21 protein-coding genes are annotated in these 20735 nt (G+C 73.2%); 12 read left to right on the forward strand and 9 right to left on the reverse strand.

Annotated elements, in window-relative coordinates; all coding sequences use genetic code 11:
* The first annotated feature begins 132 nt into the window (after window positions 1-132).
* Both ITJ44_RS12100 and ITJ44_RS12105 read left to right on the forward strand, forming a co-directional pair.
* Window positions 133-1551 carry a family 1 glycosylhydrolase gene (locus ITJ44_RS12100; protein WP_194635809.1) on the forward strand — a complete coding sequence of 473 codons (1419 nt, stop codon included), beginning with the start codon at window positions 133-135 and terminating at the stop codon, window positions 1549-1551.
* Between the two features lie 91 nt (window positions 1552-1642).
* Window positions 1643-2209: a LemA family protein gene (locus ITJ44_RS12105; RefSeq protein ID WP_194635810.1), complete on the forward strand. Its 567-nt coding sequence runs from the start codon at window positions 1643-1645 to the stop codon at window positions 2207-2209.
* Window positions 2210-2219: 10 nt separating this feature from the next.
* Here the strand turns inward: ITJ44_RS12105 and ITJ44_RS12110 are convergent, their stop codons facing one another.
* Window positions 2220-3479, reverse strand: coding sequence for a winged helix-turn-helix domain-containing protein (locus ITJ44_RS12110; protein ID WP_194635811.1), 1260 nt, complete (start codon window positions 3477-3479; stop codon window positions 2220-2222).
* Between the two features lie 110 nt (window positions 3480-3589).
* On the opposite strand from ITJ44_RS12110, the gene ITJ44_RS12115 reads away from it, so the two are divergent.
* Together ITJ44_RS12115 and ilvA are read left to right on the forward strand one after the other, a co-directional pair.
* The gene (locus ITJ44_RS12115; RefSeq protein WP_194635812.1) at window positions 3590-4825 is read left to right on the forward strand and encodes an AI-2E family transporter; all 1236 of its coding nucleotides are present in this window, start codon (window positions 3590-3592) and stop codon (window positions 4823-4825) included.
* Window positions 4822-6198, forward strand: coding sequence for a threonine ammonia-lyase (gene ilvA / locus ITJ44_RS12120; RefSeq protein ID WP_194635813.1), 1377 nt, complete (start codon window positions 4822-4824; stop codon window positions 6196-6198). Before ITJ44_RS12115 ends, ilvA begins: the two co-directional genes overlap by 4 nt.
* A gap of 93 nt (window positions 6199-6291) precedes the next feature.
* Here ilvA and greA read toward each other — a convergent pair whose 3' ends face one another.
* Window positions 6292-6780: a transcription elongation factor GreA gene (greA, locus tag ITJ44_RS12125; protein ID WP_194635814.1), complete on the reverse strand. Its 489-nt coding sequence runs from the start codon at window positions 6778-6780 to the stop codon at window positions 6292-6294.
* Between the two features lie 60 nt (window positions 6781-6840).
* Entirely contained in the window at window positions 6841-7323 is a 483-nt protein-coding gene (locus tag ITJ44_RS15915; protein WP_194635815.1) for a DUF4307 domain-containing protein, read from the reverse strand.
* Between the two features lie 66 nt (window positions 7324-7389).
* On the opposite strand from ITJ44_RS15915, the gene mca reads away from it, so the two are divergent.
* The 6 genes from mca (at window position 7390) to ITJ44_RS12160 (ending at window position 12913) form a co-directional block, all read left to right on the forward strand.
* Complete coding sequence (gene mca / locus ITJ44_RS12135) at window positions 7390-8271, forward strand: mycothiol conjugate amidase Mca (RefSeq protein ID WP_194635816.1); 882 nt, start codon at window positions 7390-7392, stop codon at window positions 8269-8271.
* Complete coding sequence (locus ITJ44_RS12140; protein WP_194636045.1) at window positions 8271-8618, forward strand: hypothetical protein; 348 nt, start codon at window positions 8271-8273, stop codon at window positions 8616-8618. The genes mca and ITJ44_RS12140 overlap by 1 nt, the downstream gene beginning before the upstream one ends.
* A 177-nt stretch (window positions 8619-8795) precedes the next feature.
* Window positions 8796-9782: a carbohydrate ABC transporter permease gene (locus ITJ44_RS12145; RefSeq protein ID WP_194635817.1), complete on the forward strand. Its 987-nt coding sequence runs from the start codon at window positions 8796-8798 to the stop codon at window positions 9780-9782.
* Complete coding sequence (locus ITJ44_RS12150; RefSeq protein WP_194635818.1) at window positions 9779-10690, forward strand: carbohydrate ABC transporter permease; 912 nt, start codon at window positions 9779-9781, stop codon at window positions 10688-10690. Before ITJ44_RS12145 ends, ITJ44_RS12150 begins: the two co-directional genes overlap by 4 nt.
* Before the next feature lie 70 nt (window positions 10691-10760).
* Window positions 10761-12140, forward strand: a complete 1380-nt coding sequence (locus ITJ44_RS12155) for an extracellular solute-binding protein (protein ID WP_194635819.1) — start codon at window positions 10761-10763, stop codon at window positions 12138-12140.
* The gene (locus tag ITJ44_RS12160) at window positions 12137-12913 is read left to right on the forward strand and encodes a glycerophosphodiester phosphodiesterase family protein (protein WP_194635820.1); all 777 of its coding nucleotides are present in this window, start codon (window positions 12137-12139) and stop codon (window positions 12911-12913) included. The genes ITJ44_RS12155 and ITJ44_RS12160 overlap by 4 nt, the downstream gene beginning before the upstream one ends.
* Window positions 12914-12941: 28 nt before the next feature.
* On the opposite strand, the gene ITJ44_RS12165 is transcribed toward ITJ44_RS12160, so the two are convergent.
* Window positions 12942-13685 carry a hemolysin III family protein gene (locus tag ITJ44_RS12165; RefSeq protein ID WP_194635821.1) on the reverse strand — a complete coding sequence of 248 codons (744 nt, stop codon included), beginning with the start codon at window positions 13683-13685 and terminating at the stop codon, window positions 12942-12944.
* Window positions 13686-13766: 81 nt separating this feature from the next.
* On the opposite strand from ITJ44_RS12165, the gene ITJ44_RS12170 reads away from it, so the two are divergent.
* The gene (locus ITJ44_RS12170; RefSeq protein WP_160482800.1) at window positions 13767-14552 is read left to right on the forward strand and encodes an isoprenyl transferase; all 786 of its coding nucleotides are present in this window, start codon (window positions 13767-13769) and stop codon (window positions 14550-14552) included.
* A gap of 223 nt (window positions 14553-14775) precedes the next feature.
* Entirely contained in the window at window positions 14776-16122 is a 1347-nt protein-coding gene (locus ITJ44_RS12175; protein ID WP_194636046.1) for a PhoH family protein, read from the forward strand.
* 78 nt (window positions 16123-16200) lie between these two features.
* Here ITJ44_RS12175 and ITJ44_RS12180 read toward each other — a convergent pair whose 3' ends face one another.
* The 5 genes from ITJ44_RS12180 to xseA form a co-directional block, all read right to left on the reverse strand.
* The gene (locus ITJ44_RS12180) at window positions 16201-17628 is read right to left on the reverse strand and encodes a class II fumarate hydratase (RefSeq protein ID WP_194635822.1); all 1428 of its coding nucleotides are present in this window, start codon (window positions 17626-17628) and stop codon (window positions 16201-16203) included.
* Between the two features lie 79 nt (window positions 17629-17707).
* A complete protein-coding gene (locus ITJ44_RS12185) occupies window positions 17708-18370 on the reverse strand; it encodes a carbonic anhydrase (protein ID WP_228495044.1) in 663 nt (220 codons plus the stop codon).
* Window positions 18367-19074, reverse strand: coding sequence for a DUF4245 domain-containing protein (locus ITJ44_RS12190; protein WP_194635823.1), 708 nt, complete (start codon window positions 19072-19074; stop codon window positions 18367-18369). The genes ITJ44_RS12185 and ITJ44_RS12190 overlap by 4 nt, the downstream gene beginning before the upstream one ends.
* Before the next feature lie 2 nt (window positions 19075-19076).
* A complete protein-coding gene (locus ITJ44_RS12195; protein WP_012038920.1) occupies window positions 19077-19319 on the reverse strand; it encodes an exodeoxyribonuclease VII small subunit in 243 nt (80 codons plus the stop codon).
* 10 nt (window positions 19320-19329) lie between these two features.
* Window positions 19330-20646: an exodeoxyribonuclease VII large subunit gene (gene xseA, locus ITJ44_RS12200; RefSeq protein WP_194635824.1), complete on the reverse strand. Its 1317-nt coding sequence runs from the start codon at window positions 20644-20646 to the stop codon at window positions 19330-19332.
* Window positions 20647-20735: the final 89 nt, after the last annotated feature.

The following is a 20735-nucleotide window of genomic DNA, read 5'->3' on the forward strand; positions in this document are numbered from 1 at the left end:
CGCATGCCCGACGCCGGGATGCGCGGTGTGCGTCCTCGGTGCGGCGCCCCGGGCGGCCCGGGTGCGATGCCGAGCGCCCGCACGGCCGGCCGGCGCGGGGAGGCGCCGTCCCGGTGCCCGATACTGGCTCACGTGACCCCTCGCGACGCCGCCCCCGACCGCCCGACGCCGACCGAGCTGGCGGGTCTGCTCGCGGGCGGCCCGCGCATCGGGGTGAGCACGAGCGCGACCAAGGTCGAGGGCCGCGCGCACGAGGGCGGCCGCACCGAGTCCGTGTGGGACGCGTTCGCGCGGCGGCCCGGCGCGGTGGCGGACGGCAGCGACCCGGAGCGCGGAGCGGAGCACATGGCCCGCAGCGCGGAGGACGTCGCGCTCGCCGTCGAGCTCGGCGCCGACGTCCTCTCCTTCTCCCTCTCCTGGTCCAGGATCCAGCCGGAGGCCCGCGGCGGCCTCCGTCGCGAGGGCATCGGGTTCTACGACGAGCTGGTGGACGCCCTGCTGGCCGCGGGCATCCGTCCGCGCGCCGCCCTGCACGACCACGACCTGCCCGTCGAGCTGCAGGACCGCGGCGGCTGGCTCCACCGCGACACCGCGCTCCGCTTCGGCGACCTCGCGTACCTCGCCGCCGAGGCGCTCGCCGACCGCGTGCCCGACTGGGTCACGCTGCGGACGCCCGCGCTCACGACGATGGGCGGCCACGTCGCCGGGACGCACGCGCCGGGCTCGCGCCTGGGGCTCGACGCGCTGCCCACCGTGCACCACCAGCTGCTCGCGCACGGCCGCGCGGTCGAGGCGATCCGCGGCGCGCGCTCCTCGGCGCGCGTCGGCATCGTGAACGCCCACCGCGTCGTCGAGGCCGCCTCCGGGGACGACGACGACCGCGCGGCCGCCGTCGTGGCGCGCGCCCTGCACCAGGACCTGTTCGCCGACGCCGTGCTCCTCGGGCGCTACCCGGACCTCGACGGCCCGCACGCGGAGGCCTTCGAGCGGCTCGGGCGCGTGGATCCCGCCGACCTCCGTTCCATCGGCCAACCGCTCGACCACTACGGGGTCGCGCTCGCCGACCCGATCCGCGTCGCCGCCGTGCCGCGACTCGTCGCCGGATCCACCGCGATCCCGTTAGCCGAGCTGCCCTGGACCGACCACCCCACCTCCCTCGACGGCCACCCCGTCGCGCCCGACCTGGTCCCCGTCGTGCTCGCCGACCTCCGCGCGCGCTACGGCGACGCCCTGCCGCCCGTCGTGCTCTCCGGTCTCGACGCCGCCCACCCCGAGCAGGTCGACGACCGCGACGGCTCCCGCCGGGATCCGCGCCGTGCGCACGCGATCTCCGACCACCTCGTGCAGGCGCTCGCCGCCGTCGCGCCGGGCGGCGCCGCGGAGGGCGTGCGGCTCGAGGTCGTCATCGCCGGCAGCCTCCTCGACGGCTTCGAGTGGGAGGCCGGGCGCCGGGCGCCGCGCGGTCTCGTGCACGTGGATCCGGACACCCGCGACCGCACGCCCCGCTCCTCCTACCGCTTCCTCCGCGACACCCTGCGCGAGCGCGGCTGACCCGGACGCGCACGGCCGCCCCGCCCCCAGAACGGGTGCGCGGGCCGTGGATCCCCCGGGTCCTCCCCAGGCCCGCGCGTAGGATCCGAGCATGGAATTGTGGATCGCGCTCGGAGTCGTCGTGCTCCTGGCAGTGCTCGTCGGCATCTACCTCTGGGCCACGTACAACGCCCTCATCACCCTGAACGTGCGGGTGGACGAGGCGTGGAGCGACATCACGGTGCAGCTGAAGAGGCGCGCGGACCTGCTGCCGACCATCATCGAGTCGGTCAAGGGCTACGCGAACCACGAGCAGAAGGTGTTCGAGAAGGTGGCCTCCGCGCGCACCGAGACGATCAGCGCCGGGAGCCCCGCGGAGGCGAGCGCCGCCGAGGAGCACCTGCAGGGCGCGATGAAGTCGCTGTTCGCGGTCGCCGAGGCGTACCCGCAGCTGCAGACGAGCCAGACGTTCCTGCAGCTGCAGGGCGAGCTGGTGGACACCGAGGACCGGATCCAGGCGTCGCGCCGCTTCTACAACGGCGGCGTCCGCGAGCTCAACACCAAGATCACGCAGTTCCCGAACACGCTCTTCGTGCGCGGGCTGGGCTTCGGCGAGCGGGACTTCTACGAGGTCTCCAGCCTCGCGTCCATCGCCGAGCCGCCGCGCGTGCAGTTCTAGCCGCCGCGCCTCAGCCGGCCGGATCGGCGGAGACCCCGGCCGCGACGGCCGCGACGGCCGCGACGGCCGGCAGGTGCGCCCGCAGCGCCGGCGCGAGCGTCCCGCGATCGACGACGCCGACGCCATCCAGCCCCTGCCACGCGGCCGCGCGCTCGACGAGCGGCGCGACGCGCTCGGCGACCGCCGCGGGATCGTGGCCCTCCTCGATCCACGACGCCTGCACGCGCAGGATGCCCGCCTGGCGGTCGCTCTTGAGGTCCACCCGGGCGACGATCTCGTCGTCCACCAGCACCGGCAGCACGTAGTAGCCGTGCACGCGCTGCGCCGCCGGCGTGTAGATCTCGATCCGGTAGTGCAGGTCGAACAGGCGCAGCGCCCGCTCGCGGAACCACACGACCGGGTCGAAGGGCGAGAGCAGCGCCTCGCCGCGGATCCGCCGGGGCAGCCGCGCGTCCCGGTGCAGCCACACGGGCAGCGGCTTCCCGCGCCCCTCCCAGCCCGGCACGGTCACGGGCAGCACCTCGCCCGCGTCGGCGAGGTCGCGGAGCGCGCGGTCGGTCGCGGCGCGGGACAGCCGGTGGTAGTCGCCGAGGTCGGCGGCCGTGCCGATGCCGTGCGCGACGGCGGCGCGGCGCACGAGCTCCCGCACGGCGTCCTCCTCCGGCACTGCGCGGTCGCGGGCCGAGGCCGGCAGCACGTCCTCCGCGAGCCCGTAGACCCGCTCGAACCCGCGCCGGCCGGCGCTCGCGATCTCGCCCCACGCGAACATCGCCTCGAGCGCCCGCTTCACGTCCGACCAGCCCCACCAGGGGCCGGTGCGGACGTTGGACTCGTGCTCGATCGCGCTCGCCGGCACCGGCCCCGTGCGGGCGAGCTCGGCGCGGACCTCGGCGATCAGCGGCGCGTGCTCGAGCGCCCAGGAGCCGGGCCGCGTGCGCCGGGCGCGCTCCGCGGCCATCCGCCATCCGAACAGCGGCAGGTCGTCGACGGGCAGCACGGCGGCCTGGTGCGCCCAGTACTCCGTGTAGGCGCCCCCGCCGCCGAACAGCATCCGGTCGAGCGCGGCGCGGTCGTAGGGCCCCACGCGGGCGAGCACGGGCAGGTGGTGGCTGCGCTCGAAGACGTTGACGGAGTCGATCTGCAGCAGCCCCAGCCGGCGGATCTCCGCGGACAGGCGGCGCGTGCCCGCCGCCTCGGCGAGCGGCCGGCCGAGCCCCTGCGCCGCCAGGGCCACGCGTCGGGCGAGGGCGGGGGAGACGGTGTCGGGCATGCTGCGACGCTAGCGGCGACCCCCGACCGGGCGGCGGGGACCGGCCGGCACCGGCCGGCACCGGCCCGGCGGGGAGCGGCCGCACGGGAGGCCCGTCCTAGACTCCCAGCATGATCTTCGGCCAGCGATCCCGTGCGCGCGCCGCGGCAGCCGCCCGCGCGGCCGAGCGTCCCGCCGAGCCCGACATCGACTCCGCCCCGCCGGTCGCGCGCACCGTCGCCGAGACCGTGCCGCCCGGGATGGTCATCGCCGGCGCGTGGGCCTGGCGGCTGCTGCTCATCCTCGGCGTGCTCGGGGTCGTCGCGTGGCTCGTGATCCAGCTGGAGTACGTGGTCATCCCGCTGTTCCTGGCCATCGTGCTCGCGGCCCTCCTCGTCCCCGTCTCCCAGTGGATGCAGCGCCACCACGTGCCCAAGTGGCTCGCGGTCGCGATCTCGGAGATCGGCGTGATCGTCGCGGTCGCGGCCCTCGTGTACCTCGTGACGACCCAGATCATCGGCCAGTACGACTCCCTCCGCGCGCAGACGCTCACGCGCTACGCCGACCTCCGCGGCTTCCTCACCGACGGGCCGCTCCAGCTGTCCGAGCAGCAGCTCAACGACGCGTACGCGCAGGCGGTCGACGCGGTGCAGCGGGACGCGGGCGCGCTCCTCAGCGGCGCGCTGTCCGTCACGTCGTCCCTCGGGCACGTGCTCACGGGCGTGCTGCTCGTGCTCTTCTCGACCCTCTTCATCCTCATCGACGGCGCGGGCATGTGGCGCTGGGTCGTGCGGCTGTTCCCGCGGCTCGCGCGTCCCGCGGTCGATGGCGCGGGCCGGGCCGGCTGGACCACGCTGCAGAACTTCGTGAAGGTGCAGGTGCTCGTCGCGCTCATCGACGCGATCGGCATCGCCGGCGGCGCCGCGATCATCGGGGTGCCGCTCGCGATCCCCATCGGCGTGCTCGTGTTCCTCGGGTCCTTCATCCCGATCGTCGGCGCGGTCGTCACGGGCACGCTCGCCGTGTTCGTGGCGCTCGTCTACAACGGGCTGCCGCAGGCGCTCATCATGATCGCCATCGTGCTGTTCGTGCAGCAGGTCGAGGGGCACGTCCTCCAGCCGCTCATCATGGGATCGATCGTCAAGGTGCACCCGCTCGCGGTCGTCCTCTCGGTCGCCGCGGGCGGGATGGTCGGCGGCATCGCCGGCACGTTCTTCGCGGTGCCGCTCGTCGCGACCGTCAACTCCATGGTCAAGCACGTCGCCAGCGGGGCGTGGCGGGGGCAACCCGAGCCGCCGCCTCCCGCGGTGCCCGCCGACGCCGCGCACGCCACCCGCCGCCCGAACCCGAGGAAGCCCAGCCGATGACCGACGCCGCACCCGCCCGGACCCCCGCCGACGAGGCGGCCGCCGCGCCGCACGCCGACCTGCCGCACCTCCGCGCCGTCGGCGACGAGCTCGACCCGTCGCAGCTGGGGGAGGAGGCCGCGGCGCTCGCCGGGGAGCTGCCCCGCGGATCCGCGCCCACGCTCGCGCGCATCGAGGCCGCGCGCCAGGTCGTCAGCCGCGTCGCCGAGGTGACACCCATGGAGTCCTCCCGGTTCCTCGCGGAGATCCTCGGCAGCCCCGTGCACCTCAAGTGCGAGAACCTGCAGCGCACCGGGTCCTACAAGATCCGCGGCGCGTACAACCGCATCTCGCGGCTCACCGACGAGGAGAAGGCGCGCGGCGTCGTGGCGGCCTCCGCGGGCAACCACGCGCAGGGCGTCGCGTTCGCGGCGCGCGAGCTCGGGATCCGCGCCACGATCTTCATGCCCGTGGGCGTCGCGCTCCCGAAGCTGCAGGCCACCCGCCAGTACGGCGCCGAGGTCATCCTGCGCGGGCACACGGTCGCCGAGCCGCTGCTGGCCGCGGCCGAGTTCGCCGCGCAGACGGGAGCCGTGCTCATCCCGCCGTTCGACCACGAGGACGTGATCACGGGCCAGGCCACGCTCGGCCTCGAGATCCTCGACCAGACGCCCGACGTCGAGACGGTCGTCGTCCCGATCGGCGGCGGCGGGCTCATCTCCGGCGTCGCGACGGCGCTCAAGCTGCGCGCCGCCGAGGAGGGCCGCACGATCCGCGTCATCGGCGTGCAGGCGCGGAACGCCGCCGCCTACCCGCCGTCCCTCGCCGCGGGCCGCGCGACCGAGATCGAGATCACGCCGACCATCGCGGACGGCATCGCGGTCGCGAAGCCCGGCCTGCTCAACTTCGACATCATCCGGGAGAGCGTCGACGAGGTCGTCACCGTCGAGGACGACGACACCGCGCGCGCCCTGCTGCTGCTGCTCGAGCGCGCGAAGCTCGTGGTCGAGCCCGCGGGCGCCGTGGGCGTCGCCGCCATCCTCGCGGGGCTGGTGACGGACGCCGGCCGCACGGTCGTGATCCTCTCCGGCGGCAACATCGACCCGCTCATGATGGAGCGCGTGATCAGCCGCGGCCTCGCCGCGAGCGACCGCTACGTGAAGCTGCGGATCATGCTGCCCGACCGCCCGGGCCAGCTCGCGCGCACCTCGCAGATCATCTCGGAGGCGAACGCGAACGTCGTCGAGGTGCTGCACACGCGCCACGGCCGCGGCCTGCAGATCAGCGAGGTCGAGCTCGAGGTGAGCGTGGAGACGCGCGGTCCCGAGCACACGAACGAGGTCGTCCAGCGCCTGCGCGACGCCGGCTACGACCCGCGCCTCCAGCGCGACTGACGTCCGGGTGCCCCGATCGGGTGCACCCCGCACGACGAGAGGGGACGCGGACCGGATGGTCCGCGCCCCCTCTCGTCGTGACGGCGGTGTGCGCTACGGCGTGTAGTTCTCCACGGCCTGGATCTCGACGGGGATCTCGCGGCCGTTCGGCGCGGTGTACGCGCCCTTCTGCCCGACCTCCCAGCCGATGATGGCGGCGCCGAGCGGCGACTGCTCGCTGTAGACGTCGAGGTCGCTGTCGCCCGCGATCTCGCGGTTGCCGAGCAGGAACTTCGTCGCGTCGCCGGCGATGAGCGCGGTGACGACGGTGCCGGGCTCCACGATGCCGTGGCTCTCGGGGGCGTCGCCGACCTCGGCCGTCCGCAGCAGCTGCGTGAGCTGGCGGATGCGCGCCTCGATCTTGCCCTGCTCCTCCTTGGCGGCGTGGTAGCCGCCGTTCTCCTTGAGGTCGCCCTCCTCGCGGGCGATCTCGATCTTCTTCGCGATCTCCTCGCGGCCCTGCACGCTGAGGGTGTCGAGCTCCCTGCTGAGGCGGTCGAACGCCTCCTGGGTCAGCCAGGTGACTGCCTGCTCCTCGGCCACGATGGACTCCTCGCACTCGCACGGACGCCCCGACGGAACCGTCGAGGCGAATCCCCCACTCTAGGCGGGCCAGCAGCTGTGGATCAAGCCGGTCACCGCGGGACCGGTGGTGCGGAGGCGCACCGTCTCCATCCGCTCGAACCCGTCCTGGGCCGGCAGCTCGACGACCTTCCACCCGACGATCGAGCGCTGCTCGTCCTGCGCCTGCACGGCGCAGAAGGCCCGGGTGCCGGCGGGCATGACCACGGAGAAGGTGACGTCGATGGTGCGGGCGTCGACGATGTCGAAGGCGCGGTCCGTGGCGTCGATGGATCCCGACGCCTGGTCGAGTCCCGCCCACAGCACCCACGCGCCGAACACGAGCGCGACGAGGCCGCCGGCCGTGCCGTAGAGCCAGCGCTGGCGGATGCGCGCGGGCCGCGTGCGGCCGTAGCGCTCGTCGAGCGCGGCGGTCGATCGAGGGGCGGGGACGCGGTGCTCGACGGTCTCGTCGTCGTCGGCGGAGGGGCCCGAGGGGGCGGGGGAGCGGGACTCGGTCGTCACGGCGAACTCCTCACACGCACCTTGTACTCTGGGTGGTCAGACTACATTCCCCACCCTTGGAGCCCCGTGACCCTGCGCCTCATGGCCGTGCACGCCCACCCCGACGACGAGTCCAGCAAGGGCGCGGCGACCTACACCCACTACACGCACCAGGGGGCCGAGGTCATGGTCGTCAGCTGCACGGGGGGCGAGGCGGGGGACATCCTCAACGAGGGGCTCGCGGAGCGGGCGATGGCCGAGCGCGACCTGCCGGGCCTGCGCCGCATCGAGATGGCGCGCGCGCAGGCGGTCATGGGCGTGCAGCACCGCTGGCTCGGCTACGTCGACTCGGGCATGGCGCGCGAGGACGGCTCGCTGCCGCCGGCGGCCTTCGCGAGCATCCCGGTGGAGGTGTCGGCCGAGCCGCTCATCCGCCTGGTCCGCGGGTTCCGCCCCCACGTGCTCGTCGCCTACGACGAGAACGGCGGCTACCCGCACCCCGACCACATCCAGGCGCACGTGATCGCGATGGAGGCGTGGCGCGAGTCCGGCGTCGCCGGCTCCTACCCCGACGCGGGCGAGCCGTGGCAGGTCTCCAAGCTGTACTTCGACCGGATCTTCAACGGCGCCAAGCTGCGCGCCGTGCGCGAGCACCTGGTCGCGACCGACGCGGCCCCGGAGATGCTCGAGGCCGTCGACGAGATGCTCGGGTGGATGGGCGACCGTCCCGACCTCGCGACCACGCACGTCCACGTCGCCGACCACTTCGAGGCCCGCGATCGCGCGCTCCTCGCGCACGCCAGCCAGGTGGCGCCCGACAGCACGTTCTTCCGCTGGCCGCGCGACCTGCAGCAGCGGGCCTGGCCGTTCGAGGACTTCCAGCTCGTGGAGTCGCGCGTCGAGGTGCCGGACGAGGAGCACGACCTGTTCGCCGGCGTCGTCGACGAGGAGCGGGCGGCGGTCGCGTGATGGGCGCCGACCTCGTCCTGCGGCTCGCGACCGCGGTCACCACCACGCCGAGCCCCACGCCCAGCGCGGAGTTCGACCCCGACACCGTCTCGCCCGGGCCCGTCGGCTTCCTCGCGATCTTCTTCGTGGCCGTCATGGTGCTGCTGCTCATGGTCGACATGACCCGTAGGATCCGGCGCACGCGCTACCGCGAGGAGATCCGCGGCCGGCTGGAGGCGGAGAAGCTCGAGGCCGACCTCGCGCGCGACTCGGCGCCCGAGCGCGGCGCGCGCACCGCTCCGCCCGCGGATCCCGCCGGCGAGGACCCGACGGCGCCCGACGGCCCGGCCTCCCCTCCGCGCACGTGATGCGCGGCGGCTCCCCGCGCAGGTGACCCGGCGGCCGGCGTCCCCCGTACAGGGGACGTTGGCCGTCGCTCGTCCACCGCCGCGCCATGCGCTGGAAGCGGTCCGTTCACCCCCGCTCGCGAAGCTCGCCGGGCATCCGGGAACGTTCCCGATCCGGCTGCGAGGAGGACCACCGACGTGACGCACACCACCGCGCCCGCCCGGGCGGCCGCGCCGCCCCCGACCGGCGCGCACCGCCCGACCGATGCCGCGCGCCCCGCCGCCGCGCCGCGCCCGCGCCGCCGCCGCCCCGGGAGCCTCCGCGACGGCCTGCTGTTCCTCGCCTTCGTCGGCCCGAACGTGCTCCTGCTCGCGGTCTTCACGTACAAGCCGCTCCTCGAGTCCTTCTACTACTCGACGCTGCAGTGGAACATCGGGTCCCAGGTGGCGCGCGAGGTCGGCCTCGCCAACTACGTCGCCTGGTTCCAGGACCCGCAGACGCCCACCGTCGTCTCGGTCACCGTGATCTTCACGGGCGTCACGGTGGTCGGCTCGATGGTGCTGGGGCTCGGCGTCGCCGTGCTGCTCAACCGCAGGATCCGGCTGCGCGGGCCCGTCCGCACCATCATCGTCGCGCCGTACGTGCTCTCCGGCGTCGCCGTCGGCTTCCTCTGGCTCTACGTCTTCGACCCGAACTTCGGCCTGATCTCGGCGGGCCTGCAGTTCCTCGGCCTCCCGTCGCCCGACTGGTACAGCGACCCGGGCGCCGCGCTCGCGATGGTCACCACCGTGCAGGTCTGGCGCGACCTCGGCTACTGCGCCCTCATCTACCTCGCGGGCCTCCAGGCCGTGCCGAAGGACCTGCTCGACGCGGCGGCCCTCGACGGCGCCGGCCGCGTCCGCACCTTCCTCCGCGTGGTGCTGCCGCTGCTCAGCCCGACCACGTTCTTCCTCAGCGTGACCACGCTGCTGAGCTCGCTGCAGACCTTCGACCTCATCAGCGCCATGACCAAGGGCGGGCCGTTGCAGGGGACCACCACGATGATGTACCAGATCTACCACGAGGGCTTCGTCGCCGGCCGGGCCGGGTACTCCTCGGCCGTCGCCACGATCCTCTTCCTCGTGCTGCTCGTCGTCACGCTCGTCCAGCTCGTGATCGTCCAGCGGAAGGTGCACTACTCGTGACCACGACCCTCGCCCGCCCGGAGCCCGCGGCCGTGCCCGCGGGATCCCGCCGTCCGCGTCGCGGCCCCCGTCCGTCGGGGAAGGGGTCGGCGCGTCCGTCCCTCGCCGGCACGTACCTCGCGCTCGCCCTCGCGGTCGTCGTCATGCTCCTGCCGCTCGTCTGGATGGTGCTCACGAGCTTCAAGGACTTCGGCGAGATCTACTCGCTGCCGCTGAAGCTCCTCCCGTCGTCCTTCGCGCCGACGAACTACGCGACGGCGTCCGACACGGTCTCCTTCTCGACGCTCGCGACCAACAGCCTCATCAAGACGATCGCGGGCTCGGGCCTCAAGGTGCTGCTCGGCCTGATGACCGCGTACGCGCTGGTCTTCATCCGCGTGCCCTTCAAGAACGTGTGGTTCGGCGTCGTGATCCTCGCGCTCCTCGTGCCCCAGCAGATCGTGATGATCCCGAACTACCAGGTCATCGCGGGCCTCGGCTGGATCAACACCTACCCGGGCCTCATCCTCCCCGGCGTCGCGAGCGCGTACGGCACGTTCCTCTTCCGCCAGCACTTCCTCACGCTGCCGGGCTCCGTCCTCGAGGCCGCCTCCATGGACGGCGCCGGGCACCTGCGTCGCCTGTGGTCGTTCGTGATCCCCATGTCGGGCCCCACGATCGCCGCGGTCGCCCTCGTCTCCATCGTGGGCGAGTGGAACGACTACCTCTGGCCGCTCCTCGTCACCACCGACCCCCGCATGATGACGCTGCCCGTCGGCCTCACCCTGCTGCAGGACACGACGGGCATCACCAACTGGGGCGTGCTGATGGCGGGCACCGTCATCGTCACGATCCCGGTGCTCGCGGTCTTCCTCGTCTTCCAGCGGCGCATCGTCGGCGGCCTCACCGCCGGCGCCGTGACCGGCTGACGCACGTCCCGAACCCCCCTCCCCACCTCACCCCTCCCCGCTCGACCCGCACCCCGAACCCAGGAGAACCATGCCCATCGACCCCCGCTCGGCCCTCGGCGGCTTCGCCGCCCGTCCGTTCGACCGCCGCGGCGTGCTGAAGCTCGGCGCCGTCCTCGGCGGCACCGCCATGCTCGCCGCCTGCTCCGGTCCCTCGGTCGGCGGCGACACGGCGGCCACCGCCGCCCCCGACACCGACTGGGACGGGATCCAGCCCGCCACGGACATCACCTGGTGGACCACGCACCCCGGCCAGACCTCCGACCTCGAGGCGCAGTTCGCGGCGGACTTCCTCGCCAAGACCGGCATCACCGTGAACGTGGTGACGGGCGGCGCGAGCTACGACGAGATCGCCCAGAAGCTGCAGGCGGCCGCGGGCACCGACAGCATGCCCGACATGGTGAACGCGAGCGACACCTGGTGGTTCCGCTACATGGTCAACAAGCAGTCGATCGCCATGGACGGCCTCATGTCGCACCTCGGCTTCGAGCTCGACGACTTCAACAAGGTCTTCCTCGACGACTACCTGTACAACGGCGCGCGCTACGCGGTGCCGTACGCCCGCTCGACGCCGATCTTCTACTACGACAAGTCGATCTGGCAGAAGGCCGGCCTGCCCGACCGCGCCCCCGACACCTGGGCCGAGCTCGAGGAGTGGGCGCCCGCCATCATGAAGGTCACCGGCGGCAACCCCGCGGTGCGCCTGCCGCAGGGATCCATCGGCACCTGGGCCATGAGCAACGTCCTCTGGGGCCGCGGCGGCCAGTACTCCGACGGCTGGGACCTGAAGCTCGACCAGCCCGAGACGCTCGAGGCGGCCCGCTACGCGAGCGGCCTCGTCTTCGACTCCAAGATCGCGAACGTCGCGGCGGCCAGCGGCGACACCGCGGTCGACTTCGCGGGCGGGCTCGCGCCGTGCACCATCGCGTCGGCGGGCGCGGTCGGCATCGTCACCGCGAGCGCGAAGTTCCCCATCGGCACGGGCGTGCTGCCCGGAGGCCCCCAGGGCCAGTTCGTCCCCACGGGCGGCACGGGCCTCGCGGTCGTCGGCAGCAAGACCAAGGAGCAGCAGCTCGCGGCCGCGATGTTCATCAAGCACGTCACCGAGGTCGACCAGCAGGTCGCCTTCGCGAAGAAGACGGGCTACGCGCCCGTGCGCACCTCGGCCGGCCAGTCGTCCGACCTCACGGGCTTCTGGGCGGCGAACCCGGCCTTCCGCACCGTGTACGACAGCCTCGAGCACGTCCGCTCGCAGGACTGGGCGCGCACGCTGATCCCGAACGGCGACACGTACCTGCAGCAGCCGTGGTCGCAGATCCTCACGCAGGACGCCGACCCGGCGGCGGTCTTCCCGGCCGCGGCCACGCAGCTCACGTCCGCCTACAAGGAGAACGTCGAGCCGTACCTGTGACCGACGCTCCGCGCACCTTCCTGCTGGCGGGCCACCGCGGCAGCATGGCGGACTGCCCGGAGAACACGATGCTCTCCTTCATGACGGCGGAGCGGGCCGGGGCGGACGAGATCGAGCTCGATGTGCGCCTCACGCGCGACGGGCAGGTGGTCGTGCTGCACGACCGCACGCTCGAGCGCACCGCGGCGGCGCCCGGCCCGCACCTCGGCACGCCCGTCGAGGAGCTGACGCTGGCCGAGGTCCGATCGGTGGACCTCGGCTCGGGCCAGCGCGTGCCGACCCTCGACGAGGTGCTCGACCGCACGCGCGGGTTCGTGCAGGTGGAGGTGAAGGCGCCGGCGGCGGCGGGACCCCTGGTCGCGCTCCTCCGCGCCCGCGGCGACGCCGACCGGACCCGCTGCACCGTCATCAGCTTCCACCCGCAGGCGCTCGTGGACGTGATGGCCGGGCTGCCCGACCTCCCGCGCGGCACGGGCCTGCTCGTCGCCGACATCGACGGCGAGTGGCGCGACGCGGTCGCGCCCACGGGGGCGCGCACGATCATGCTGCCGTGGCGCGGCCTCACGCGGTCGCTCGTGGACGGGCTCCACGACGCCGGGCTCCGCGTGCACGCGTCCCTCCTCGAGGGACCGGGCGAGGTGCGCCGCATCGTGGAGCTCGACGTGGACGCCACCACGGCGAACCACCCCCGCTACGCGCGCGAGCTGCTCGCGGCGCATCCGGGGTTCGTCGCGCGGTTCCCCGGCTTCGCGCGCGCGGGCGCGGGCGCCTGACCCGGTTCCGCGGGCGGGCGGCCGCGCGTCAGACGACGGGCGGGTGCGTCGCCACGAGCAGGATCCCCGTCCAGTGGCAGAGGAACGCCACCAGCGTGAACGCGTGGAAGATCTCGTGGAAGCCGAAGCGGCCGGGCCAGGGGTTCGGCCGCTTCAGCGCGTACGCGACCGCGCCGACCGTGTAGGCGAGGCCGCCCGCGAGGATCAGCGTCATCATGGCCGCGTCGGCCCGGAAGAAGTCGACGACGAACACGAGCGACGCGTAGCCGAGCACGAGGTACAGCAGCACGTACAGCCAACGCGGGGCGTGGATCCAGAGCACGCGGAAGAGCACGCCGACCGTCGCGCCGGACCACACCAACCAGAGCAGCAGCACCGACTCGTCGTGCGGCAGCGCCAGCACCGTGATGGGCGTGTACGAGCCCGCGATGAGCAGGAAGATGTTGGCGTGGTCCATCCGCTTGAGGAGGATCTTGGCCCGCGGCGACCAGTCGAACCGGTGGTACACGGCCGAGACGCCGAACAGCAGCAGCGACGACGCCACGAACACGGCGCACGCGATCTTCGCCGCGGTCCCGTCGGCGACCGCGATGAGCACGATCCCGAGCACGAGCGCCACCGGCGTCATGCCCGCGTGCAGCCAGCCGCGCCAGGTGGGCTTGGGCTCCGGGCCGGCGTCCTGCGCGTCCTCGACGAGCGGCAGGTGGGCGACCGACGCGTCCTCCTCCGGGGCGTCTCCGAGCGGCCGGGGGGAGGAGGCGTCGCGCGTCATCCTGCGAGTGTAGGACAGCGGTCCACGACGTCAGCCGGGCGGTCGATCCGGCTCCCGGGTGCGTGGGATAGCGTTGCCCCCGTGCGAGAGAAGCCGATCCGACCGTGGCGCGGTCTGCTCTACCGGGCGTACCAGAAGCGCATCCGCCGCGGTCTCGACCGGAACGCGCTGCCGCACCACATCGCGATGATCCTCGACGGCAACCGCCGCTGGGCCCGCCAGCTCGGGCTCGAGTCCGCGGCGCACGGGCACCGCGCGGGAGCGGCCAAGTTCCTGGAGTTCCTCGAGTGGTGCGACGACCTCGACATCAAGGTCACCACGCTCTACCTGCTGTCGACCGACAACCTCACGGGCCGCGGCAGCGCCGAGCTCACCGCGCTCATCGACATCATCGGCGAGCTCGCGGAGGACCTCTCCCGGCACCGCGACTGGCGCGTGAAGCACGTCGGATCCGACGAGGGCCTGCCGCCCGAGCTCATCGCCCGGCTCGACGCCTCCGAGGAGCGCTCGAAGGGCAACGCCGGGCTCCACATCAACCTGGCCGTGGGCTACGGCGGGCGCACCGAGATCGCCGACGCCATGCGCAGCATCGTGCAGCAGCACCACCTGGCCGGCGGCACCCTGGAGGACCTCGCGGCCCTCCTCACGCCCGACCTCATCGGCGAGCACCTCTACACGAGCGGGCAGCCGGACCCGGACCTCGTGATCCGCACCTCGGGCGAGCAGCGCATCAGCGACTTCATGCTGTGGCAGTCGGCGCACAGCGAGCTCTACTTCATGGAGGCGCTGGGCCCGGACCTCCGCGAGGTCGACTTCCTGCGCGCCCTCCGCGACTACTCCTCGAGGCAGCGGCGCTTCGGCTCCTGACGCCGTCGCGGCCGTCGTCGGGGGCGGGTCGAGGAAGAGTTAATGTCCACGACACATCCGGACCCGCGTCGCTCTGGTCAGCACGGCGGTGGGCGACGTAGGTTCCACTCATCGGGCATGGCGCCCGATCGAGAGGGCCGCAGGATCTCTTCTCGCCACCGTGGCCCGATCGCCGTCAGGATCCGAGCGCGACCGCTCGGGGATGGAGTGGCCCGTGGCCCCGATGGACAGCCAGAGCAGCACCGCACGACGCGCGAGCCGGAGGGAGGGGACGCCGCAGGCCGAGCGCACGTACGTGCTCGACACCTCCGTCCTCCTGTCCGATCCGCGTGCGCTCTTCCGCTTCGCCGAGCACGCGGTGGTGATCCCGGTCATCGTCATCACCGAGCTCGAGTCGAAGCGGAACGACCCGGAGATCGGCTACTTCGCCCGCCAGGCGCTGCGCCTCCTCGACCAGCTCCGCGAGGAGCACGAGCGGCTCGACTTCCCCATCGAGGTGGGCGAGGCCGGCGGCACGCTGCGGGTCGAGCTCAACCACTCGAGCATGGCGTCCCTCCCGAACGGCCTGCAGCTCGGCGACAACGACTCCCGGATCCTCGCGGTCGCGCTCAACCTGTCGACCGAGGGCCTCGCGGTCACGGTCGTCTCCAAGGACATGCCGCTGCGCGTGAAGGCCGCGTCCATCGGGCTGCAGGCGGAGGAGTACCGTGCCGAGCTGGCCGTGGACAGCGGCTGGACCGGCATGGCCGACGTCACGCTCTCCAGCGAGCAGATGGCCGACCTCTACGACGGCGAGTCGCTGCAGTCGCGCGTCGTGCAGGACCTGCCCGTCAACACGGGCGTCGTGCTGCACTCCGACCGCGGATCCGCCCTCGGCCGGGTCGTCCGCCGCGGCACCGTGAACCTGGTGCGCGGCGACCGCGAGGTCTTCGGCCTCAAGGGGCGCTCGGCGGAGCAGCGCCTCGCGATCGACCTGCTCCTCGACCGCGAGGTGGGCATCGTCTCCCTCGGCGGCAGCGCCGGCACGGGCAAGTCCGCGCTCGCCCTCTGCGCCGCGCTCGAGGCGGTGCTGGAGAAGCAGCAGCACCGCAAGATCATGGTGTTCCGCCCGCTGTACGCCGTCGGCGGCCAGGAGCTCGGCTACCTGCCGGGCGACGCCGCCGAGAAGATGAACCCGTGGGCGCAGGCCGTGTTCGACACGCTCGGGTCCGTCGTGTCGCAGAACGTCATGGACGAGGTGGTGGAGCGCGGGATCCTCGAGGTGCTGCCGCTCACGCACATCCGCGGACGCTCGCTGCACGACGCGTTCGTGATCGTCGACGAGGCGCAGTCGCTGGAGCGCAACGTGCTGCTCACGGTGCTCAGCCGCATCGGCCAGAACTCGCGCGTGGTGCTCACGCACGACGTGGCGCAGCGGGACAACCTCCGCGTCGGCCGGCACGACGGCGTCGCGAGCGTCATCGAGACGCTCAAGGGCCACGAGCTGTTCGGGCACATCACGCTCACCCGCTCGGAGCGCAGCGCGATCGCGGCGCTCGTCACGGGGCTGCTCGACGGCGACCCCATGTGATCCGCCCGCTCCCCGCATGACGACGGGCGCCGGTCCCCGCGAGGACCGGCGCCCGTCGGCGTCCGTGGCGAGAGGCGGCTACAGGCCGGGCGCCGTCATCCGCAGCACGTCGAGGCCCGCATCGAGCTGCTCCTCGGTGATCTCGCCGCGCTCGACGTAGCCGAGGTCGATGACCGCCTCGCGCACCGTCATCTTCTGCGCGACCGAGTGCTTGGCGATCTTCGCCGCGGCCTCGTAGCCGATGATGCGGTTCAGCGGCGTGACGATCGACGGGGACGACTCCGCCAGCGCGCGGGCGTGCTCCTCGTTGACGCGCAGGCCGTCGACGGTCTTGTCGGCGAGCAGGCGCGTGGAGGACGCGAGGATCCGGATCGACTCGAGCAGCGACGAGCCCATGACGGGGATCGCGACGTTGAGCTCGAACAGGCCGGACGCGCCCGCCCAGGCGACCGTGGCGTCGTTGCCGATGACGCGGGCGCACACCATGAGCACGGCCTCGGGGATGACCGGGTTGACCTTGCCGGGCATGATCGAGGACCCGGGCTGGAGGTCGGGGATGTGCAGCTCGCCGAGGCCCGTGTTCGGGCCAGACCCCATCCAGCGGATGTCGTTGCAGATCTTGGTGAGGCTGACCGCGAGGGTGCGGAGCGCGCCCGACGCGTCGACGAGGCCGTCGCGCGCGCCCTGCGCCTCGAAGTGGTCGAGCGCCTCGGTGACGGGGAGGCCCGTGTCGTCCGCGAGCACGCGGATGACCTTCTGCGGGAAGCCGACCGGGGTGTTGATGCCCGTGCCGGTGGCCGTGCCGCCGAGCGGGACCTCCGCGACGCGGGGGAGCGCGGTGCGCACGCGCTCGACGCCGAGGCGGATCTGGCGCGCGTAGCCCGCGAACTCCTGGCCGAACGTGACCGGGGTCGCGTCCATCAGGTGCGTGCGGCCGGCCTTGACGAGCCCCTTCCACGCGTCGGCCTTCGTCTCGAGCGCCTCCGCGAGGTGCTCGAGGGCGGGGATCAGCTCGGCGAGGAGGGCGCCCGTGACGGCGACGTGCACCGACGTGGGGAAGACGTCGTTCGACGACTGCGAGGCGTTGACGTGGTCGTTCGGGTGCACGGGCTTGCCGAGCGACGCGGTCGCGAGGGCCGCGAGGACCTCGTTCATGTTCATGTTCGAGCTCGTGCCGGAGCCCGTCTGGTACACGTCGATGGGGAAGTGCTCGTGGTGGGATCCACCCGCCACCTCGTCGGCGGCCGACACGATGGCGGCCGAGACGTCGGCGTCGATGATGCCCATCTCGCCGTTCACGATGGCGGCAGCGCGCTTGATGCGGGCGAGCGCCTGGATCTGCGCGGGCTCGAGCCCGCGGCCCGAGATGGGGAAGTTCTCGACGGCGCGCTGCGTCTGGGCGGCGTACAGGGCATCCTTCGGGACGCGCACCTCGCCCATCGTGTCGTGCTCGATGCGGAACTCGTCCGTCGTGCCGCTGTCTGATCCGGGGGAAGTGTCGACCACGCTGTTTCTCTCTCCTTCGGGACGGGTGATGCGCCGGACCACCAGGATCCGGAGTCGGTGGGTCAGCGCGGACCGCCCTCTAGCGAGGGATGTCGCCCACGATGACGTCGGGCACCGCGGTGCCCTCGAGGAGCTTGTAGTTGGCGCCGACGATGGCCAGGCTACCGGCCGCCACCCTGTCGGAGATCATCTCGGATGCCTCCAGCATGCGGGTCACGGTGCCGCGGAGGTGCTGGCGGCCGACCTCGCCCGCGTCGACCTCGCTGGGCACGACGTGGTCGCCCGCGACGCGGCGCACGGCCGGCGCGATGGGCGCGATGAGGTTCGCGATGTGCGGCGGCAGCGCCTCCGCGCCCGGCGCCGCGCTCTCGATGGCCGCGCGCACGGCGCCGCACTCGTCGTGCCCGAGCACCACGATGAGCGGCACGCCCAGCACGGCGACGGCGTACTCGAGGCTGCCGAGCACGGAGTCGGAGATGATCTGGCCGGCGTTCCGGATCACGAAGAGGTCGCCGAGGCCCTTGTCGAAGATGATCTCGGCCGCGAGGCGCGAGTCGCTGCAGCCGAACAGCGCGGCGACCGGGCGCTGCACGTGGGCGAGCGCGGCGCGGCGCTCGACGTCCTGCCGCGGGTGCTCGGGCGTGCCGGCGACGAAGCGCGCGTTGCCCTCGACCATCTCCGCCCAGACGGCGGCGGGCGCCTGCACGGTGTCGTCCTGCGTGGTCTCGACCTGATCGGTCATCCCTCGATCCCCTCTCCGGGTGCGGTGGTGCTGGTCGTGCCGTCGGTGGTCGACGGCGTGGTGGCCGCCGGGGCGGTGCGCGCGGCGGCGACCGCCTCGATGGCGGTGCGGAGCTCGTTCGCGTCGGCCGTGCCGTAGATCGCGTAGGTGCTGTCGCCGTCGACGGCGCTCGCCGCGAGGACGACGTTGCCCGGGTCGTCGGCCTGCGAGTTGTCGTACAGGGTCCACTCGAGGCCGCCGATCTCCTCCGAGCTCACCTCGGGGGCGGACTGCAGCGTCTCGGCGAGCCAGGTGGGATTCGCGTCGATGCCCTGCGAGATCCCGATGTAGCGGTTGCTCGGCGTGATGAGGCCGATGTACCAGACGGCCACGCCGTCGCGGCCGGCCGGGCGGATCTCGGCGTCGTTGCTCTTCCAGGCGGTGGGCAGGTCGGGCACCACGAGGGTCTGCGGGAACCCGCCCTGCGCCTCGGCGGCCGCGGCGCCGTAGTCGACGTCGGGCAGGATCGTGGTGTTCGAGCGGGGCACGAGCGCGACGATGACGGCGACGGTGGCCACCGTGACGATGAGCGAGTAGAGCAGGTTGCGGAACGTCTGCTTGGCGCGGTGGCGGCGGGAGTCGGCGGCCTTGCGGGCGGCGGTCTCCTCGGGCGTCTCCGGTCGGCCGAGCTCGGCGACGACGTTCGGGGTGCGGTCCTTCGCCACGGTCAGCCGGCGTCGGACGCGGTGGTGCGGGCGGCGTCGAGCCGCGCCTTGGCGCCGAGCAGCCACTCCTCGCAGCGGGCCGCGAGGGCCTCGCCGCGCTCCCACAGGGCGATCGACTCCTCGAGCGTGGACGCGCCCTGCTCGAGGTCGTTGACGACGCGCACCAGGGCGTCGCGCGCCTCCTCGTAGCTGAGCTCGGAGACGTCGGGCAGGCGTGCGCCGGTGTCGGCGGGGCTGGTGGGCATGGGGGTGATCCTAGCTTTCGGCGCCGGACGCCGGCCGGGCGTCCGGGGCGGGGGAGGCGGGCAGCCGCGCGGCCGACGAGGGGATGTCGTCGGTGGGGCCGGTGGACGTCGCGCCGAGCGCGCCGGCCGCGAGGCGCAGCACGAGTGAGGTGCCGTCGGGGGCGTCCGCGGGGGCGCGGAGGGCAGATCCGTCGGCCGTCTGCACGATGGCGTAGCCGCGGTCGAGCACGTGCTGCGGCGAGAGCGTGCGCAGCTGGCGGGACAGCTCGCCGGTCTGCTGCATCCCGCGCTCGACGACGCGGCCGGCGAGCTCCGCGGAGCGGGCGATGTAGCGGCCGAGCTCCTCGGCGCGCGAGTCGACGATCCACGCCGTGCTCGCGAGCACGGGCCGCGACCGCAGCTGCTCGATGCGGTCGATCTCGCCGCGCACCTGGCTGGTGAGGCGCATGCCGATGCGGGCCCGCGCCTGCTGCACGCGCGACAGCTCCTCGGACACGTCCGGCACGACGCGCTTCGCGGCGTCGGTCGGGGTCGATGCGCGGAGGTCGGCGACGTCGTCGAGCAGCGGCCGGTCGGCCTCGTGCCCGATCGCGCTGACGAGCGGGGTGCGGCACGCGGCCGCCGTGCGCACGAGCTCCTCGTCGCTGAAGACGAGGAGGTTCTGGAAGTCGCCGCCGCCGCGCGCGATGACGATGACGTCCACCTCGGGATCCTCGTCGAGCACCCCGATGGCCAGCGTGACCTCGCCCGCGGCCCGGTCGCCCTGCACCGCCGTGTGCACGACGCGGAAGCGGACGCTCGGCCAGCGCAGCTGCGCGTTCCGGAGCACGTCCTTCTCGGCGTCCGAGTCCTTGCCGGTGATGAGGCCGATGCAGCCGGGGAGGAAGGGGAGGCGGCGCTTGCGGTCGGCGTCGAACAGGCCCTCCGCGCGCAGCGTCTGGCGCAGCCGCTCGAGCCGCTCGAGCAGGTCGCCGAGGCCGACGTGGCGCATCTCCAGCACCTGCATGGTGAGCGTGCCGCCCTTGACCCAGTAGTTCGGCTTCACGAGCGCGACGACGCGGGCGCCCTGGCCGAGGTCGGCCGGGATCTTCGACCGCACGGACGACCAGACGGTGAAGCTGATGGTGGCGTCGACGTCGAGGTCCTTGAGCTTCCCGTAGACGTTGCCGCCGGATCCGCCCCACTGGGTGATCTCGCCCTCGACCCACGCGGTGCCGAGCCGGTCGATCCAGCCCTTGATCTTCCCCGACAGCACGGAGACGGGCCAGGGCGCGTCGACCGTCGGGGCGTCGGCGGCGGGCATGGCCACCGTGCGCGTCTCGCTCATCCGTCCACCCCGCTCGACGCCCAGATCGGGCGCATACACTTGACCACGTGACTACAGCGACCACTGACCAGCGACTCGTGGGAGCACCC

Origin of the sequence: Clavibacter sp. VKM Ac-2873, from assembly GCF_015351075.1 — a bacterium.
In the GTDB taxonomy this organism is placed as follows: Bacteria; Actinomycetota; Actinomycetes; order Actinomycetales; family Microbacteriaceae; genus Clavibacter.

Coding starts and splice junctions, on each gene's coding strand:
- ITJ44_RS12140 (WP_194636045.1), top strand. CDS start 8,271: ATGGGCGCCGACCTCGTCCTGCGGCTCGCGACCGCGGTCACCACCACG.
- ITJ44_RS12115 (WP_194635812.1), top strand. CDS start 3,590: ATGATCTTCGGCCAGCGATCCCGTGCGCGCGCCGCGGCAGCCGCCCGC.
- ITJ44_RS12105 (WP_194635810.1), top strand. CDS start 1,643: ATGGAATTGTGGATCGCGCTCGGAGTCGTCGTGCTCCTGGCAGTGCTC.
- ITJ44_RS12110 (WP_194635811.1), bottom strand. CDS start 3,479: ATGCCCGACACCGTCTCCCCCGCCCTCGCCCGACGCGTGGCCCTGGCG.
- ITJ44_RS12155 (WP_194635819.1), top strand. CDS start 10,761: ATGCCCATCGACCCCCGCTCGGCCCTCGGCGGCTTCGCCGCCCGTCCG.
- ITJ44_RS12195 (WP_012038920.1), bottom strand. CDS start 19,319: ATGCCCACCAGCCCCGCCGACACCGGCGCACGCCTGCCCGACGTCTCC.
- ITJ44_RS12165 (WP_194635821.1), bottom strand. CDS start 13,685: ATGACGCGCGACGCCTCCTCCCCCCGGCCGCTCGGAGACGCCCCGGAG.
- ilvA (WP_194635813.1), top strand. CDS start 4,822: ATGACCGACGCCGCACCCGCCCGGACCCCCGCCGACGAGGCGGCCGCC.
- xseA (WP_194635824.1), bottom strand. CDS start 20,646: ATGAGCGAGACGCGCACGGTGGCCATGCCCGCCGCCGACGCCCCGACG.
- ITJ44_RS12185 (WP_228495044.1), bottom strand. CDS start 18,370: ATGACCGATCAGGTCGAGACCACGCAGGACGACACCGTGCAGGCGCCC.
- ITJ44_RS12175 (WP_194636046.1), top strand. CDS start 14,776: ATGGACAGCCAGAGCAGCACCGCACGACGCGCGAGCCGGAGGGAGGGG.